Source organism: Kitasatospora sp. NPDC048545 (assembly GCF_040651155.1).
Lineage (GTDB): Bacteria > Actinomycetota > Actinomycetes > Streptomycetales > Streptomycetaceae > Kitasatospora.
In genome coordinates this window covers 38296-56556 of record NZ_JBEZIQ010000054.1, presented here as the reverse complement: position 1 = coordinate 56556, position 18261 = coordinate 38296, and the positions used below count along the sequence as shown (strand labels likewise).

The window sequence follows — 18261 nt, the reverse complement described above, 5'->3', positions numbered from 1 at the left end:
TGACCGTCGCGCCGCCCCCGGCCCGGTGACCGTCACGGCACCGTGACCGCCGCCCCCGGACCGGCCTGCTCAGCCGTTCTCGCCCGTGCACCACTCCAGCACGGCCCGGGCGCTGTGGTACTTGTTCTCGGCCTGCCGGAAGGCCAGGCTGTGCGGGCCGTCGAGCACCTCGGCGGTGACCTCCTCCCCCCGGTGGGCGGGCAGGTCGTGCAGGAAGACCGGGGCGCGGCTCGCGGCCAGGACGGCGTCGTCGACCCGGAAGGGCTCGAACACCGAGCGCCAGTCCGGGTCGGGCTTGCTGGTGCCGGTGGTCTGCCAGCGGGTGGTGTAGACGACGTCGACCTCGGGCAGGTCGGCCATGTCGTGCCGCTGCTCGACCCGGCCGCCCCGGCGGGCGGCCTCGGCGGTCGCCGGTTCCACGTAGCGGGGGTGGACGCCGTAGCCGGGCGGGGTGCGCAGGTGGAGTTCGGTGCCGGGGTAGCGGGACAGGGCGAGGGTCAGCGCGGAGGCGGTGTTGTTGCCCTCGCCCGCGTAGAGCACGCGCAGCCCGTCGACCCGGCCGAAGTGGCCCTGCAGGGTGGTGAGGTCGGCGAGCGCCTGGGTCGGGTGCTCCTCGGCGCTCATCGCGTTGATCACCGCCATCCGCCGCTGGTCGGCCATCGCCCGCATCTCCGCCTCGGGGCCGGACGTCCGGGCGACGAGGACGTCGAGCATCCCGGACAGCACCCGGGCGGTGTCCTCGACGGTCTCGCCGGTGTTCTCCTGGAGGTCGTCGGGGCCGTAGCCGATGATCCGCCCGCCGAGCCTGAGGGCGCCGGCCGAGAAGGCCGTCCTGGTCCTGGTCGAGGTCCTGCGGAAGAGGATGCCGACCACGCGGTCGTGCAGCGGGCGCGCGTCCTCGGCCTTGCCGGCGGCGAACTCGGCTCCTCGGCGGACCAGTTCGTACAGCTCGGCGTCGGTGAGGTCGTCGATCGAGATCAGGTGCCGGCGGCCGGTCGCGGCGCTCATCCGGCCACCACCGCGTCGAGCACGACCGCGAGGCCGCGCTCCAGCCCGGCCCGGTCGATCACCAGCGGCGGGAGCAGCTTCACCACCTCGTCGTGGCGGCCCGCGAGTTCGACGATCAGCCCGTGCTCGAAGCAGTACCGCTGGACGCGCTCCGCCCGCTCGGGGCCGCCGGCCCGTCCGAGGTCGAGGCCGAGCACCATGCCCCGGCCGCGCGCCGTGACGCCGGGCACCTTGGCGGCGACGGTCTCGCCGAACTCGCGCAGCCGCTCGGCGGAGTCGGCCAGCGCGTCGTGGAACTCCGGGCGCTCCCAGTAGTCCCAGGCCGCCGTGGCCGCGACGAAGGCGAGCTGGTTGCCGCGGAAGGTCCCGGTGTGCTCGCCCGGCTCCCAGCAGTCGAGGTCGCGCCGCAGCAACACCAGGGAGAGCGGCAGGCCGTACCCGCCGATCGACTTGGAGAGGGTGATCAGGTCCGGGACGATGCCGGACGGCTCGAAGGCGAAGAAGGTGCCGGTCCGTCCGCAGCCGGACTGGATCTCGTCGGCGATCAGCAGGATCCCGTGCCGGTCCGTCAGTTCCCGCAGCCGGCGCAGCCAGTGCGCCGAGGCCGGGTAGACGCCGCCCTCCATCTGGAGCGGCTCGACGATCACGGCCGCCGGGAGGTCGGTTCCGGAGGACGGGTCGGCGAGCAGTCGCTCCAGGTAGTCGATCGAGTCGAACGCGCCGTGCGGGCCGTCCTCGTACGGGACGAAGGTGACGTCCTGGGCGGGGACGCCGCCGGCCCGCCGGGCCCGCCGGCTGCCGGTGACCGCCAGCGAGCCCTGCGACATGCCGTGGAAGCCCCCGGTGAAGGCGACCAGCCCGCGGCGCCCGGTGGCCTTGCGGGCCAGTTTGAGGGCGGCCTCCACCGCGTCGGTGCCGGTCGGTCCGGTGAACTGGACCTTGTGGTCGAGGCCGCGCGGGCGCAGCAGCACCTCGTCCATCCGGGCCAGGAACTCCCGCTTGGCGACGGTGAACATGTCCAGGCCGTGGCTGATGCCGTCGGCGGCGAGGTAGTCGGTCAGCCGGTCCTTGACGTGGTCGGGGTTGTGGCCGTAGTTGAGGGCGCCGGCGCCGCAGAAGAAGTCCAGGAAGGCCCGGCCGTCCTCGGCGTACAGCTCCGCGCCCTTGGCCCGTTCGAAGACGACCGGGAACTTCCGGCAGTAGAGCCGGACATCGGCCTCCATGGTCTCGAAGAGCGCGTGGTCGCCGGGGGCCGGAAGCCCTCCGGGCCCGGCTTGCACGGTCCGTTCGACGGTCATTCCTGGTCCTTTCCGACGCGTCGGGGTCCGGCCAGCCTCCCCGTCGGGCGCGCGCCCGCAGTAGAGAAGGACGAGCAGTCCTGCGGGCAGCCGGGCTGCCGGATTCTCGGCCGCTTCTTCCCTGACGCGCCCGGCCCGCGCCGGGCGAGTCTTCCTGTCGCGGCGCCGGCAGGACGGCGCCGGCCCTGGAGAGGAGAGCGGAATGGCTGACGAGAGCACCGACCCGCGCACGTACCTGGTGGTCCGCAACGACGAGGAGCAGTACTCGATCTGGCTGGCGGACCGGGAGCTTCCGCTGGGCTGGCACCGCGAGGGCAAGGAGGGCGCCAAGCAGGAGTGCCTGGACCACATCGACAGCGTGTGGACGGACATGCGTCCGCTCAGCCTGCGTCGGCGCATGGAGCAGGAGACCCGGCCGGCATGAGCACCGTGGCTGGCCGCGCCGACGCACCGCTGCCCGACCGGTGCGTGCACGAGTGGTTCGCGGGACGGGTGTCGGGCACGCCGGACGCGACCGCCCTGGAGTTCGCCGACCGGCGGCTGAGCTACGCCGAACTGGACGCCAGGGCGAATCGGTTGGCCCATCTGCTGCGGGCCCGCGGCGTCCGGCCGGACGTGCCGGTCGCGGTGTGCGCCCAGCGCAGCCCGGAGGTGGTGACCGCGCTGCTGGCCGTGCTCAAGGCGGGCGGCCACTACCTGCCGCTGGATCCGGAGTACCCGGCCGAGCGGCTCGCCTTCATGGTCGCCGACTCCGGTGCCCGGCTGCTGCTGGTCGAGCCGGAGCTCGCCGACCGGTTCGCCGCCACCGGCCTGGAGCTGGTGGCGATCGAGCCGCAGTGGTCGGCCGTGGCGGGCCTGCCCACGACGGCTCCCCCGTCGGCGGCCCGACCGGACGACCTGGCCTACGTGATGTACACCTCGGGCTCCACCGGCCGCCCGAAGGGCGTCGCGGTCACCCACCGCAACATCATGCGCCTGGTGCACGAGGCCGACTACGCGGACCTCGACCCGGGGCAGGTGGTGCTGATGCTCGCCCCGCTGTCCTTCGACCTGTCGACCTTCGAGGTCTGGGGCGCGCTGTGCAACGGCGGGCGCCTGGCCGTGCTGCCGCAGGGGACCCCGACGGCGGCGTCGGTCGAGCGGGCGGTGCGCCGGCACGGCGTCACCGTGGCCCTGCTGAGCACCGGCCTGTTCCAGCACGTCGTGCGCACCCGGCCCGGCGCGCTGGCGACGGTGCGCCAGGTGCTGGTGGCCGGGGACGTGGCGCCGCCGGCCGAGGTGCGGATGCTGGTGGAGCAGGGCGTGGAGGTGGTCAACGGCTACGGACCGACCGAGTGCACCACGTTCTGCTGTGCGCGGCGCGGCGTCACCCTGGACGAGACCCGGGGCAGCATCCCGATCGGCCGGGCGATCACCCGGACCACCACGTACGTGGCGGACGAGGACGGCGTCACGCGGGTGCCGGACGGCGAGCCCGGCGAACTGCTGGTCGGCGGGCCGGGGGTGGCCCGCGGCTACCTCGGGCGCCCGGCGCTCACCGCCGAGCGCTTCGTCCCCGACCCGTACGGGACGGTGCCCGGCGCCCGGCTCTACCGCACCGGGGACCTCGTCACCCGGGACCGGGACGGCGTGCTGCACTTCCACGGGCGGCGCGACCAGCAGGTCAAGATCAACGGTCACCGGGTGGAGCTCGGCGAGGTCGAGGCCGCGTTGAGCAACCACCCGCAGATCCGGGCGGCCGTGGCCGCGGTGCGGCCGACCCCGGCCGGGGACAAGCAGCTGGTCGGCTACGTGGTGTCGGACACGCTCGACCGGCCGGGCCCGCCGCTGCGGGAGTACCTGCGGGAGCGGCTGCCGGAGTACCTCGTCCCGACCGCGTGGGTCCGGCTCGCCGAACTCCCGCTGAACCCCAACGGCAAGGTGGACCGGACGGCGCTCCCCACCCCCGGGGCCGACCCGGCGGACGCCCCGGCCGCCGCCCCGCGCACGCCGGTCGAACAGGCCGTCGTCGAGGTCTGGGCCGACCTGCTCGCGGTCACCGCGATCGGCGTGCACGACGACTTCTTCGAACTCGGCGGGCACTCGCTGCTGGCCACCGAGGTCATCGCCCTGCTCGGCGAGCGCTTCCCCGTCGAGCTGCCGGTGAGCGCGGTGTTCGACGCGCCGACCCCGGCGCTGCTCGCCGAACGGGTGCACGAGGCGCTCGCCGAGCGGGTCGCGCAACTATCCGATGCAGAGGTGGAGTCGATGTTGTCGCAGGTGCGTGAGCCATGAACAGTCCGCTGACCGAACCCTCCCCGGCCGAGCCGACAGGCCCGCCGGGTCCGGGGCACCCGGCAGGTGCGCCGGCTTCGGCGGCACCGGCAGGTGCGCCGGCTTCGTCCGATGCGGCCGAGCGACGGCGGGCCCTGCTGGACAGCCTGCTGCGCGGATCGGCCCGGCCGGCCGGCTCCCCCGCCGCCACCACCGCCGCCGCCTCGGTCTCCGCCGAGGCCGTCATCGCGCGGGTGCCGCGCGACCGGCCGCTCCCGTTGTCCTTCGCCCAGCAGCGGCTGTGGCTGCTGGACCAGCTGCGCCCCGGCACCGCCGAGTACGTGCTACCGGTCGGCTGGGAGCTGCGCGGCCCGCTGGACGTCACGGCGCTGCGCCGGGCGCTGGCCGAGGTGTCGGCCCGCCACGAGGTGCTGCGGACCCGCTACCTGGAGGTCGACGGCGAGCCGCGGCAGCTGCCGCTGGCCGAGGCCGCGCCGGAGTTCGAGCTGCTGGACCTCACCGCACTGCCCGCGGACCACGCGCAGGACCGGCTCGGCGCCCTGGTCGAAGGGCTGGCCCGCACACCCTTCGACCTCGCGGTGGGCACACCGATGCGGGCCCGGCTGGTCCGCCTCGCCGCCGACCACCACGTCCTGGTCCTGGCCTTCCACCACATCGCCTTCGACGGCTCCTCGACCGCCGTGCTCGCCGCCGAACTCGGCGCCCTCTACCCGGCGTTCACCGAGGGCCGGCCGAGCCCGTCGGCACCCCCGGCAGTGCAGTACGCGGACTGGGCCCACTGGCAGCGGGAGGCCCACGCCGCCTCCCCGACCACCGACCGGCTCGACTACTGGCGGCGGAAGCTGGCCGGGTCCACCGCCCTGGAGCTGCCGGCCGACCTGCCCCGGCCGCCGGTCTTCGACCCGGCCGGCGCGATCCTGCCGTTCACCGTGCCGGCCGCGACGGTGAACGCCCTGACCGCCTGGGGGCGGACCCGCGGCGCGACCCCGTTCGTGCTGCTGCTGGCCGCCTTCAAACTGCTGCTCGCCCGGCACGCCGGCCGGGACGACGTCACCGTCGGCGCCCCGGCGGCCGGACGCACCCGGCCCGAGACCCGGGACCTGCTCGGCTTCTTCGTCGACACCCTGGTGCTGCGCACCGACCTGTCCGGGGCCCCGACCTTCGAGGAGGCCGTCGGCCGCGTCCGGGAGACGGCCCTGGGCGCGTTCGCGCACCAGGACGTGCCGTTCGAGCGGCTGGTCGACGAGCTCGCCGCCGAACGCGACCTCTCCCGCAACCCGCTGTTCCAGGTGATGTTCGCGTACAACGGGGCGGGCGCCGGCGCCGAGTTCGGCGGCGCCGGGCTGCGCGCCACCCCGTACGCCACGCCCTGGCACAGCGCCAAGTTCGACCTGACGCTGCACCTCACCGAACAGCCCGACGGCTCGCTGTCCGGCGTGGTCGAGTACGCCACCGCGCTGTTCACCCCGGAGCGCGCGGCGGTCCTGGCCGAGCACTTCACCGCACTGCTGGACACGGTCACCCGGGACCCGGGGGCGGTCGTGACCGGAGCCGCCCTGTTCTCGCCGGAGGAACGCGCCCGGCTGGAACGGTGGAACGAGACCGACGTGCGCCACCCCGAGGGCGAGGTCCTGCACCGGCTGGTCGACCGGCAGGCCGGGCGCACCCCGACGGCCGTCGCCGTGCGCTTCGAGGACGAACACCTCGACTACCGAGAACTGTGCTCGCGCGCCGACGCGTTGGCCCGCCGGCTGCGGGCCCTCGGCGTCGGCCCGGAGAGCATCGTCGCCGTCTGCCTGCACCGGGGGCTGGAGCTGCCGGTGGCACTGCTGGCCGTGCTCAAGGCCGGCGGCGCCTACCTGCCGCTCGACCCCGGCTACCCCGCCGAGCGGCTGGCCCACATGCTCACGGACTCCGCCGCCCCGGTCGTGCTCACCACCGCCGAGCTGGCCGCCGAGCTGCCGCCGCACCGGGCCCGGGTGCTACTGCCGGACGGCGGCCGACCCGGCGAACCCGCGGACGCCCAGGACGGCACGGACAGCCCGGACAGCCCGGACCCCGCGGTGGACCCGCTGCACCCCGCCTACGTCATCTACACCTCCGGCTCCACCGGCCGCCCCAAGGGCGTCGTCACCACCCACCGGGGCATCGTGAACCGGCTGCGCTGGATGCAGGACGCCTACCGCCTCACCGAGGCCGACCGGGTGCTGCAGAAGACCCCGTACAGCTTCGACGTCTCCGTCTGGGAGCTGTTCTGGCCGCTGATCACCGGCGCGACCCTGGTGATGGCCCGGCCGGACGGCCACCGCGACCCGGCGTACCTCGCCCGGACCATCGCCGACCAGGGCGTCACCGCCCTGCACTTCGTGCCCGCGATGCTCCGCGCCTTCCTCGCCACCGTCCCCGCCGACGCCCCGGCCGGCACCCCGGCGAGCGCCGCCGGCACCCCGGAGGCTGCCCCCGGCACCACCGCCGCCGGGCTGCGGCTCGTCCTGTGCAGCGGCGAGGCCCTGCCCGACGACCTGGCCGAGGCCTGCCACCGCCACGCCGTGACCGGCGGCGCCGAACTCCACAACCTGTACGGCCCGACCGAGGCCGCCATCGACGTCACCGCCGGCCCGTGCCGCCCCGGCGAGCGCGTCACCATCGGCACGGCGATCGCCAACACCCGCGTCCACGTCCTGGACGACGACCTCGCCCCGGTCCCCGTCGACGTCCCGGGCCGGCTGTGCCTGGCCGGCGTCCAGCTCGCCCGCGGCTACCTGAACCGCCCGGCCCTGACGGCCGAACGCTTCGTCCCCGACCCGGACCCGGGCAACCCCGGCGGACGGCTGTACCTGACCGGCGACCTCGCCCGGCGCAACCCCGACGGCACCCTCACCTACCAGGGCCGCGGCGACCACCAGGTGAAGCTGCACGGGCACCGGGTCGAGCTCGGCGAGATCGAGTCCGCGCTGCGCACCCACCCGCTGGTCGCCGACGCCGTCGCCGCGCTGTACGGCCCGCCCGGCGGCCTGCGGCTGGCGGCGCACGTCGTCCCGGCCGACCCCGCCGCCGCCCCGGCCCCCGCCGCGCTGCAGGACCACCTGCGGCGCTCGCTGCCCGAGCACATGGTCCCCACCGCCTGGACCAGCCTGGTCCGGCTGCCCGTGACACCGAACGGCAAGCTCGACCGGGCGGCCCTGCCCGATCCGGTGCCGCAGGCCGCCACCGGGTACGTCCCCCCGCGCACGCCCGTCGAGCAGGTGATCGCCCGGGCGTGGGGCACGGCCCTGGAACTGGACCGCGTCGGCGTGCACGACAGCTTCTTCGACCTCGGCGGCGACTCCATCCGCGCCATCCGCGCCGTCGGCCGGCTGCGCGAGCAGGGCCTCGACGTCTCCGTCCAGGACGTCTTCCGGCACCGGAGCGTGGCCCGGCTCGCCGAGGCCGTCGCCCCGCGCGGCGCGAGCCGCCCGGCCGCCGCCACCGCGCCCTTCGACCTGCTCGACCCGGCCGACCGCGACGCGCTGCCGGACGGCCTGACGGACGCGTACCCGTTGTCCCAGGTGCAGGCCGGGATGGCGTACGAGATGCTGGCCGGCGCGGCCCGGGGCATGTACGTCAACGTCCTGAGCTACCCGGTGCGCGAGGACGACGGGTTCTCCGCCACCGCGCTGCGCGCCGCGGCCGACCTGCTGGCCGCGCGGCACGAGATCCTGCGGACCTCCGTCGACCTGTCCGGCTACGGCGAGCCGCTCCAGCTGGTGCACGCGCAGGCGGGCGTCCCGGTGGCCGTCCACGACCTGCGCGGGCTCACCCCCGAGCGGGTCCGGGCCGAACTGGCCGCCGCCACGGCGCGCGAGCAGTCCACCGCCTTCGACCTGGCCGCGCCGCCACTGCTGCGGCTGGTCGCGCACCGACTGGACGACCGGCAGTGGCGGCTGACCGTCGTCTACGCGCACACCATCCTCGACGGCTGGAGCCAGAACTCCCTGGTGCCCGAACTGCTCGGCTACTACCGGGCGCTGCGTGACGGCCGCGACCCCGCGCCACCGGCCCCGCCGGCCACCCGGTTCGCCGACACGATCGCGCTGGAGCGCCGCTCCCTGGCGTCGGCCGAGGACCGGGAGTTCTGGCGCGGGCGGGTGGCGCGGCACGCCCCGTGGCGCGTGCCCGAGGGCTGGTCGGCCCCGGAGCGGCACCGCGCCGACGACGCGGACGGCGCCGTCCACCGGGTCGCCCGGGTGGACTTCGCGGACCTCCTCCCGGGCCTGCGCGCGCTGGCCACCGAGGCCGGGGTCCCGCTGAAGAGCGTGCTGTTCGCCGCCCACCTGACCGTGCTGGGCCTGTTCGGCGGCGGCACCGACGGCCCGGCCGCGTTCACCTCCGGGCTGGTCTGCAACGCCCGCCCCGAGACCGCCGACGGCGACCGGGTGCGCGGCATGTTCCTCAACACCGTGCCGTTCCCGGTGGTCCTGGACGCGGCCGGCTGGCCCGACCTGGCGCGGTCCGTCTTCGCCGAGGAGACCGCGCTCTGGCCGCACCGGCACCACCCGCTGCCCGCGATTCAGCGCGCCTGGGGCCAGGACACGCCGCTGGTGGACGTGTTCTTCAACCACACCGACATGCACGTCCTGGCGGACGAGGGCATCGAGGCGGACGACGTCGAGGACCGGACCCCGAACGAGTTCGGCCTCTCGGTGTCCACCGTGCCCGGCGCACTCGTCCTGGAGGCGGCCGCGGACCGGATCGGCGCCGGGGAGCTGGCGCTGCTCGCCCGGACCTACCGCCACGTGCTGGCCGGGCTGGTGGCCGACCCGACGGCGGATCCGCGGGCCGTCACGCTCCCCCCGGCCGACCGCAGCGCCCTCCTCCCGGCCGGTCCGGCCGTCACCGGGGCCCAGGACGGCCCGACGGTCCTCGACCTGTTCCACCGCCAGGCCGACCGCACGCCCGACGCGGTCGCGCTGGTCTGCGGCGCGGAGCGGATCGACTACGCCGGCCTGCGCTCGCGCGCCAACCGGCTGGCCCACCACCTGCGGGCGCTGGGCGTCGGCCCGGGCACCGTGGTCGGCCTGCTCCTGGACCGCGGCCCCGACCTGCTGACGGCCGTGCTGGGCGTGCTCGGTTCCGGCGCGGCCTACCTGCCGGTCGACCCCGCGCTGCCCGAGGACCGGATCCGCTACCTGTTCGACGACTGCGCCAGTCCGGTGGTCGTCACCGACACCGCGCGCTCCGCCCGGCTCGCCGGGGACGGCCGAGCCGGCGGCCGCCGGCTGGTGCTGACCGACGCCCACCGGGCGGAGATCGCCGCCCGCCCCGACACCGCGCCCGCGCTCCCCGCCGACCCGGCGGCACTGGCCTACGTCATCCACACCTCCGGCTCCACCGGCCGGCCCAAGGGCGTCATGGTGACCCACGGCGGCCTCGCGGGCTTCCTGACCGCCATGGCGGACCAGGTGCCGCTGCGGCCCGGCACGGCCGTCGCCGCGCTGACCACGGTCTCCTTCGACCCCTCCGTCCTGGAGCTGTACCTCCCGCTGCTCGCCGGCGCCACCGTGGTGCTGGCCGACACCGAGGAGGCCAGGGACCCGCTGCGGATGGCCGAACTGCTCGACCGGACCGGCCCGGCCGTCGTCCAGGCCACCCCGGTCACCCTGCGGATGCTGCTGGACGGCGGCTGGAGCGCCCCCGCCGGCCTGCTGGTGCTCAGTGGCGGCGAACGGCTCCCGGCCGACCTCCTCGGCCGGCTCACCGCCGGCGGCGCCCGGGTCCGGGACCTCTACGGCCCCACCGAGACCACCGTCTGGGCCACCGTCACCCGGCCGGCGGCGGAGCCCGGCGAACCCCGCTGGTCCGTCCTCGGCAACACCCGGCTGTACGTCCTGGACGGCCGCCTCGAACCGGCCCCCGACGGCGTGGTGGGCGAGATCCACCTGGGCGGCTCGGGCCTGGCCCGGGGCTACCTCGGACGGCCCGGCACCACCGCCGGCGCCTTCGTCCCCGACCCGTACGGCGCCACCCCCGGCGCCCGGATGTACCGCACCGGCGACCTCGGCCGCAGGCGACCGGACGGCAGTCTGGAACTCCTCGGCCGGGCCGACCACCAGGTGAAGATCCGCGGCCACCGGATCGAGCCCGGCGAGATCGAGGCGGCGCTGCTCGCCCGCCCGGAGGTGCGGGCGGCGGTGGTCCAGCCGGTGACCCTCCCGACCGGCGAGGTCGAACTGGTCGCCCACCTGGAGCCGGTGCCCGGCACCGTGGTGCCCGGGCACGGCGCGCTGCGCGACCACCTGCTGACGACCCTGCCCGACTACATGGTCCCGGCCGCCTTCGCGGTCCTCGACGCACTGCCCCTGACCCCCTCCGGCAAGGTCGACCGGCGCAACCTCCCGAGCGTCGGACTCGGCTCGGAGGAGAAGGAGTTCGTCGAACCGCGGGACGAGGCCGAGCGCGCCGTCGCCGCCGCCTGGCGCGAGATCCTCGGCCACGCCCGGATCGGCGTGCACGACAACTTCTTCACCCTCGGCGGACACTCCGTCCTGGCCACCCGGATCGCCCTGCGCCTGCGCGAGTCGACCGGCCGGGACGTCCCGGTCCGGGCGGTCTTCGACCGCGCCACGGTGGCCGCGCTGGCCGCCGCGCTGCCCGGCTACCCGGAGGCCGCAGCGGTCGCCGCGCTGCCGCTGCTCGGGGCCCGGCGCGCCCGCCGGGGAGGCGCCCGGTGACCGCCACCCGACCCGGGCGGCCCGAGGGGGACGAGCGGGAGGTGGTGGCCGACCAGCCCCTGCACCGCAACCGGGACTTCGTCCTGCTGTGGAGCGGATCGGCGCTGTCGATGCTGGGGTCGACGGCCGCCACGGTCGCCTACCCGCTGCTGGTCCTGGCCCTCACCGGCTCGGCCGCCGACGCGGGGCTCGCCGGGTTCACCGCCCTGCTGCCGCTGCTGCTCTTCCCGGTGCCGGCCGGGGCCCTGGTGGACCGGGTGGACCGCAAGCGCCTGATGATCTGGTGCGACGCCGTCCGGGGGGCCGGCGCGGTCAGCATCGTCCTCGCGCTGGCTCTCGACCGGCTGACCCTGACCCAGATCCTGCTGGTCGGCTTCGTCGAGGGCACCCTGACGGTCTGCCACGAGCTGGCCTCCCACGTCGCCGTGCCGCACCTGGTGCCCGAGCACCGGCTGTCCGAGGCGCTGGCGCGCAACGAGGCCCGCGAGCGGGCGGCGATCACCCTCGGCACCCCGCTGGGCGGCGCGCTCTTCGGACTGGCCCGGGCGCTGCCGTTCCTGCTGGACGCGATCAGCTACGCGGTGTCCGTGGTGACGCTCCTGATGATCCGCAAGGACTTCCAGGCCGCACCCGCCGCACCCGCCGCAACCGACCCACCCGCCGCAGCCGACGGGACCGGGGGAAGCGCCGACCCCGCCGGGCAGCCGCCGGAGCCGAAACCGCTCGCCGAACTCGCCGCCGGGTTCGCCTGGCTGTGGCACCAGCCGTTCCTGCGCGTCGCCGCCCTCGCCGTCGCCGGCAGCAACCTGCTCTTCCGGGCCCTGTTCCTGGTCGTCGTGGTGCTCGCCGGGGAACGCGGCGCCTCGCCCACCGGGATCGGCGTCCTGCTGGGGGTCGCGGGGGCGGGCGGCGTGCTCGGCTCCACCGCCGCCTCCTGGTGCCGCCGGCACCTGCCGCTGCGGGCCGTGGTGATCGGCGCCAACTGGGCCTGGGCACTGCTGGCCGTCGGCCTGGTCCTCGCCGGGAACCTCTACCTGACCGGCGCGCTCTACGCGCTGATGTGGTTCGTCGGCCCGATCTGGAACGTCGCCGTCGCCACCCGGCAGCTCTCCACCACCCCGGACCACCTGCAGGGTCGGGTCTCCGGCGCCAGCGGCGTGCTGTCCGGCGGCGCGCTGCCGCTCGGCTCGCTCGCCGGCGGCCTGCTGCTCCAGTGGTACGGCACCGGGACGGCCCTGACGGTGCTCGCCGTCTGGATGGTCCTGCTGGCCTGCGCGGTGACCCTCAGCAAGGCGGTCCGCCAGGCCCCGACCGGGCCCGACGACCGCCCCGCGGCCGACCCGGCCCACCCCACCCGGACGGAACCGCCCACCGCCTAGGCCTGTCCGGCCCAGGGCGTCCGCCGCCCCACCCCGACGCGACCACGAGGAGTCCCACCATGACCCGTACCCCACCGACGTCCCCGCCCCGTCCGCTCGCCGCGCGCCCGGCGGGCGTGCCGGCCGGGGCCCCCGCCGGCGCCGGCCTCGACGCGGGCCCGGGCGTCCGGTGACCGCGCCCCCGTCCGGTGCCGCCGGCGGGATGCCCGCCGGTGTGCTGTCCACCGTCGGCGCCACTCCGCTGGTCGAACTCACCAGGGTCTTCCCGGACAGCGCGTTCCGCACCTACGCGAAGCTGGAGTCGCACAACCCCGGCGGCAGCATCAAGGACCGCGCCGCGCTCAGCATGCTGGTCGACCGGATCCGCTCCGGCACGCTCACCCCCGGCAAGTCCGTGGTGGTGGAGTCGAGTTCCGGCAACCTCGGGATCGGCCTGGCCCAGGTGTGCCGGTACTTCGGACTGCGCTTCGTCTGCGTGGTGGACGCCCGGACCAACCAGCAGAACATCGCCGTGATGCGGGCCCTGGGCGCCGAGGTGGAGGTGGTGACCGAGCCCGACGCGGGCACCGGCGAGTACCTGCCGGTGCGGCTGCGCCGGGTGCGGGAGCTGGTCGCCGGCATCCCGTTCGCGTACTGCCCGGACCAGTACGCCAATCCGCTGAACGCCCGGGCGCACCGGCAGACCATGCGGGAGATCGTCGACGAGCTGAACGGCCGGGTCGACTACCTGGTGTGCGCCGCCAGCTCCTGCGGGACCCTGCGCGGGTGCGCCGAGTACGTGCGCGACCTCGCCCTCCCGACCCGGATCGTGGCCGTCGACGCCATCGGCAGCGTGATCTTCGGCGGGCCCGCCGGGCCCCGGCTGATCCCCGGTCACGGCGCCTCGGTGCGCCCCGCGCTGTACGGCGCGGACCTGGCCGACGAGGTGGTGCACGTCGACGACCTGGACTGCCTGGTCGGCTGCCGCCGGCTCGCCCACCGCGAGGCGATCCTGGCCGGCGGGTCCTCCGGCGCGGTGCTCAGCGCCCTGGACCGGCTCCGGCCCCGGATCCCGCCCGGGTCCGTCTGTGCGGTGATCCTGCCCGACCGGGGCGAGCGCTACCTCGACACGATCTACGACGACGACTGGGCGGCCGCGCACTTCGGCGAGGCCGCCGACCTGTGGAAGGAACCCTCCGTGGAGGTGGGAGCATGCTGATCCTGGGCGCACGCGACGTACGACGGGCACTCGACGACCGGGAGCAGGAGGTGCTCGCGGCCGTCCGCGACGCCTACGTCCGGCACGCGCGGGGCGACAGCGCCGTCCCGCACTCGGTGTTCCTGCGCTTCCCCGACGACGAACGCAACCGGATCATCGGCCTGCCCGCCTACCTGGGCGGCGAGCAGCCGGTGGCCGGCATGAAGTGGATCTCCTCCTTCCCGGGCAACCTCGCCCTGGGCCTGGAACGCGCCTCGGCCGCGCTGATCCTCAACTCGATGCGCACCGGGCACCCCGAGGCGCTGATCGAGGCCTCCCTCGTCTCGGCCCGGCGCACCGCCGCGAGCGCGGCGCTGGCCGCCGCCGCCCTCGCCGGCGATCGGCCCGACACCGGGGCCGGGCTGATCGGCTGCGGCGTGATCAACTTCGAGGTGCTCCGCTTCCTGCGGGTCGTCCTGCCGGACCTGGACACCGTCACCCTGTACGACCGGGACCGCGCCCGCGCCGAGGAGTTCGCCGGGCGCTGCGCGCGGGAGCAGCCCGGCCTGAAGACCGCGGTGGTGGACCGGCCCGAGGACGCGCTGGCCGCGCACCCGCTGGTCGCCCTGGCCACCACCGCCGGCACCCCGCACCTGGACACCGCGCCCTGCCGTCCCGGCACGCTGGTCCTGCACGTGTCCCTGCGCGACCTCACGGTGGAGTCGGTGCTGTCCGCCGTCAACGTGGTGGACGACCCGGACCACGTGTGCCGTGCCGCGACCTCGCTGCACCTGGCCGAACAGCGCACCGGCGACCGGGAGTTCATCACCGACACGATCGGCGGCCTGCTCTCCGCCGGCGGCCCGCACCGGCGCGACCCGCGGCGCACCACGGTCTTCTCGCCGTTCGGCCTCGGCATCCTCGACCTCGCGGTGGCCGACCTGGTGCGCCGCCGCGCCGAGGCCGAGGCCCTCGGCACCCGGCTCACCGACTTCCTCCCCGGCGGCGCCCCGTGACCGCCCGGTCCGCCGTCCCCGCCCCGGTGGAGCTGCGCCGGTACCTGGCGGACGCGACCGGCCCCGACCGGCCGTACCCGCTGGACCAGTGCGTCCACCAGCTGTTCGAGCGGCAGGCCCGGCGCACCCCCGACGCGGTCGCGCTGGTCTGCGACGGCGTCGAGCTGGACTACGCGGGGCTCAACGAGCGGGCCAACCGACTGGCCCACCGGCTGCGGGCGGCCGGGGCGGGACCGGAGTCCCTGGTCGGTGTCCGCCTGGAGCGCGGCACCGACCTGGTGGTGGCCCTCCTCGGGGTCCTCAAGTCCGGTGCCGGGTACGTGCCGCTCGACCCCGAACACCCGCCGCTGCGCACCGCGGCCGTCCTCGCGGAGAGCGGCGCGACCCTGTTGGTCACCGACGCCGCGGCGGCGGCCGCCGCCGAGCACGCCGGGGTGCGGCCGGTCGTCCCCGACGACGAACCCGGGTGGCCCGCCCACGACCCGGCTCCGGCGGCGGACCCGGACAACCCGGCCTACGCCATCTTCACCTCCGGTTCGACCGGCCGCCCCAAGGGCGTGCTGGTGCCGCACCGGGGGGTGGTCAACCGGCTGCTGTGGATGCGCGACGACTGCGGGCTCACCGGCGGCAGCCGGGTGCTGCAGAAGACACCCGCGACCTTCGACGTGTCGGTCTGGGAGTTCTTCGGCCCGCTCGCGGTCGGCGCGACGCTCGTCCTGGCCCGCCCCGGTGGGCACCGCGACCCGGCCTACCTGTACGAGGTCCTGGCCGGACAGCGGGTCGACACCGTGCACTTCGTCCCCTCGATGCTGCGGGAGTTCCTCGCCGACCTGCGGGCCCGCCGCGACCACGGCGGGCCGCCCGTCCTGCCCGCACTGCGCCGGATCGTGTGCAGCGGCGAGGCGCTCGGCCCCGACCTCGTCCGCGAGGTGCACCAGCTCCTCGACTGCGAGCTGTTCAACCTGTACGGGCCCACCGAGGCGGCGGTGGACGTCACCGCCGAGCGGTGCCTGCCCGGGGCCCCGGTCACCATCGGCCGGGCGGTCGCCAACACCCGGGCCTACGTGCTCGACCCCGACGGGGTGCCCGCCCCGCCGGGCACCCCGGGCGAACTCTGCCTGGCCGGCGTCCAGCTGGCCCGGGGCTACCTCGGCCGGCCCGGCGCGACCGCCGCCGCCTTCCGGCCCGACCCGCACGGCCCGCCCGGCGCCCGGCTCTACCGCACCGGCGACCTCGCGCGTCGGCGCGTCGACGGCCGGATCGAGTACCTGGGCCGGCTCGACCACCAGGTGAAGATCCGCGGCCTGCGGATCGAACTCGGCGACGTCGAGACCGCGTTGGCCGCCCACCCGCAGGTGCACGCCGCCGTGGTGGCGGCGCACCCGGCCGCCACCGGCGGCAGCCGGCTGGTCGGCTACCTGGTCGGCGCCGTCCCGGACGTGCCCGACCTGCCCGACCTGCGCAAGCACCTCGGCGAGCTGCTCCCCGACTACATGATCCCCACCGCCTGGGTCCGGCTCGCCGAACTCCCGCTCACCGCGAGCGGCAAGACCGACCGCAAGGCGCTGCCCGCCCCGGACGACGGCCGCCCGGAGCTCGCCACCGCCTACCTGGCGCCGCGCACCCCGACCGAACGGACCCTGGTCGGCATCTGGGAGCAGGCCCTCGGCGTGGCCCCGATCGGCGTCCGGGACCGCTTCCTCGACCTCGGCGGCCAGTCACTGATCGCCACCCGGATCTGCTCCCGGCTGCGGGCGCGCACCGGCGCCGCGCCCTCGCCCGCCGACCTGCTCGCCCGCCCCACCGTCGAGGACCTGGCCGCGCTGCTCGACGCGGCCGGCCCGGCCCCCGCACCGCAGGACCTCCGGACCGTCCCGCCGCGCCCGCCCGGACCGGTACCGCTCTCCTCCGAGCAGCACCGGCTCTGGTTCCTCGACCGGCTCACCCCGGGCAGCACCGAGTACACCATGTACGACGCGCACCGGCTGCGCGGCCCGGTCGACCCCGCCGCGCTGCACGAGGCCCTGCGGGCGACCGTCCGCCGGCACGCCGCCCTGCGCACCACCTTCGAGGCCCGCCGCGGGGTGCCCCACCAGGTGGTCCACCCGGACCCGCCGACCGCCCCGGAGGTGGTGGACCTCACCGGCACGCCGCCCGACGGACGCGAGGAAGCGGCCCGCCGCGCCGTCCGGGCGCAGGTGGAGCGGCCGTTCGCCCTGGACCGCGGCCCGCTGCTGCGCCTGGTCCTGTTGACCCTGGAACCGGACCACCACGTCCTGCTCGCCGTGGTCCACCACATCGTCGCCGACGACTGGTCGATGGGCGTGTTCTGGCGTGACCTGTCCGAGGGCTACCGGGCCGTGCGCGCCGGCCGCGCGCCCCGGCTGCCGGCCCTGCCCGTCGACTACCCGGACTACGCGGCCTGGCAGCGCAGCGGGGCCGGCGCGGCCGACCGCACCGAGGACGACCTCGACCACTGGCTGCGTCACCTCCGCGCGCCGCTGCCGGTTCTGGAGCTGCCCGGCGGCCCGAGGCCACCGCTGCGCGGACGGCGGGACGCCGTCGTCGACTTCACCCTGCCCGCCGCCGTCACCACCGCCCTGAACCGGACCGCGGGCGAGGCCGGCGCCACCCCGTTCATGGCCCTGCTCTCCTGCTTCTCGGCGGTGCTCGCCGGGGCCTGCGGAACGGAGGACCTGGTCGTCGCCACCTTCACCGCCAACCGGCCGATCGCCGAACTCGCCGACCTGGTGGGCCTGTTCGTCAACACCCTGGCGCTGCGCACCCCGGTAGGGCGGCGCGAGCCCTTCACCCAGGTGCTCGCCCGCACCAGGGCCACCGCGCTCGCCGCCTACCGCCACCAGGGCCTGCCGTTCGACCGCGTGGTGACGGCGCTGCGGCCGCCGCGCGACCCGAGCCGCAACCCCGTCGCCCAGGCCGGGTTCCAGCTCCTCGGCCCGCTCGCCGGCCGGGTCGACCTCCCCGGGACCGCCGCCGAACCGTACGACCACGGCCAGGGCGGCCACCCCTTCGACGTGCTGGTCGACCTGCGCGAGAACGGCGCCGCCCTGGACGGCCGGCTGCACTACCCGCAGGGCCTGCTCACCGACGCCGCGGCCCGTGACCTGGCCGGCGCGTTCACCGGGTTCGTCGCGGCCGCCGCCGAGCGGCCCGGGCTCCCCGTGGAACGGCTCGGCTGACCCCCGACGGCCGACGGCGGCCGGGACCCCCGCACCGGGCCGGTGCCGGGGTCCCGGCCGCCGTCGGCATGCCCGCGTGCCCGCGTGCCCACGGGCCGTCGGCGGAGTCCGCAGCGTCGGCACGGCGGCAGAGAAGAACGCGCAGCGGCCCCGGAGAACGCGCTGCCGACAGGGCTGCTCGTTGTTCTCTCGCCGCGCC

At 76.2% G+C, this 18261-nt stretch carries 9 protein-coding genes; 7 read left to right on the top strand and 2 right to left on the bottom strand.

The genetic code is table 11. From position 1 onward, the window contains the following. Positions 1–69 precede the first annotated feature (69 nt). The gene (locus AB0D10_RS36105) at positions 70–1008 is read right to left on the bottom strand and encodes an ornithine carbamoyltransferase (RefSeq protein WP_360263947.1); all 939 of its coding nucleotides are present in this window, start codon (positions 1006–1008) and stop codon (positions 70–72) included. Beyond that, positions 1005–2306 (bottom strand): diaminobutyrate--2-oxoglutarate transaminase, encoded by a 1302-nt coding sequence (ectB, locus tag AB0D10_RS36100; RefSeq protein ID WP_360263944.1) that lies wholly within the window; start codon positions 2304–2306, stop codon positions 1005–1007. Before ectB ends, AB0D10_RS36105 begins: the two co-directional genes overlap by 4 nt. Positions 2307–2508: 202 nt before the next feature. Here ectB and AB0D10_RS36095 point away from each other — a divergent pair, with 202 nt between their 5' ends. From AB0D10_RS36095 to AB0D10_RS36065, 7 genes are all read left to right on the top strand, one after another. Further along, on the top strand, positions 2509–2730 hold the full coding sequence (locus tag AB0D10_RS36095) for an MbtH family NRPS accessory protein (RefSeq protein WP_360263942.1): 222 nt from the start codon (positions 2509–2511) through the stop codon (positions 2728–2730). Continuing rightward, complete coding sequence (locus AB0D10_RS36090; RefSeq protein WP_360263939.1) at positions 2727–4580, top strand: non-ribosomal peptide synthetase; 1854 nt, start codon at positions 2727–2729, stop codon at positions 4578–4580. The genes AB0D10_RS36095 and AB0D10_RS36090 overlap by 4 nt, the downstream gene beginning before the upstream one ends. Beyond that, positions 4577–11290: an amino acid adenylation domain-containing protein gene (locus AB0D10_RS36085; RefSeq protein WP_360263937.1), complete on the top strand. Its 6714-nt coding sequence runs from the start codon at positions 4577–4579 to the stop codon at positions 11288–11290. Before AB0D10_RS36090 ends, AB0D10_RS36085 begins: the two co-directional genes overlap by 4 nt. After that, positions 11287–12669, top strand: coding sequence for an MFS transporter (locus AB0D10_RS36080; RefSeq protein ID WP_360263934.1), 1383 nt, complete (start codon positions 11287–11289; stop codon positions 12667–12669). Before AB0D10_RS36085 ends, AB0D10_RS36080 begins: the two co-directional genes overlap by 4 nt. 202 nt (positions 12670–12871) lie before the next feature. Beyond that, complete coding sequence (gene sbnA, locus AB0D10_RS36075) at positions 12872–13867, top strand: 2,3-diaminopropionate biosynthesis protein SbnA (protein ID WP_360263967.1); 996 nt, start codon at positions 12872–12874, stop codon at positions 13865–13867. Then, positions 13861–14862, top strand: a complete 1002-nt coding sequence (sbnB, locus tag AB0D10_RS36070; RefSeq protein ID WP_360263932.1) for a 2,3-diaminopropionate biosynthesis protein SbnB — start codon at positions 13861–13863, stop codon at positions 14860–14862. The genes sbnA and sbnB overlap by 7 nt, the downstream gene beginning before the upstream one ends. Further along, entirely contained in the window at positions 14859–18062 is a 3204-nt protein-coding gene (locus AB0D10_RS36065; protein ID WP_360263929.1) for an amino acid adenylation domain-containing protein, read from the top strand. Before sbnB ends, AB0D10_RS36065 begins: the two co-directional genes overlap by 4 nt. The last annotated feature ends 199 nt before the right edge of the window (positions 18063–18261 follow it).

What these genes read in the sequence shown, in the direction of transcription:
- AB0D10_RS36090 (WP_360263939.1), top strand. Translation starts at nt 2,727, where the DNA reads ATGAGCACCGTGGCTGGCCGCGCCGACGCACCGCTGCCCGACCGGTGC.
- ectB (WP_360263944.1), bottom strand. Translation starts at nt 2,306, where the DNA reads ATGACCGTCGAACGGACCGTGCAAGCCGGGCCCGGAGGGCTTCCGGCC.
- AB0D10_RS36095 (WP_360263942.1), top strand. Translation starts at nt 2,509, where the DNA reads ATGGCTGACGAGAGCACCGACCCGCGCACGTACCTGGTGGTCCGCAAC.
- sbnB (WP_360263932.1), top strand. Translation starts at nt 13,861, where the DNA reads ATGCTGATCCTGGGCGCACGCGACGTACGACGGGCACTCGACGACCGG.
- AB0D10_RS36085 (WP_360263937.1), top strand. Translation starts at nt 4,577, where the DNA reads ATGAACAGTCCGCTGACCGAACCCTCCCCGGCCGAGCCGACAGGCCCG.
- sbnA (WP_360263967.1), top strand. Translation starts at nt 12,872, where the DNA reads ATGCCCGCCGGTGTGCTGTCCACCGTCGGCGCCACTCCGCTGGTCGAA.
- AB0D10_RS36105 (WP_360263947.1), bottom strand. Translation starts at nt 1,008, where the DNA reads ATGAGCGCCGCGACCGGCCGCCGGCACCTGATCTCGATCGACGACCTC.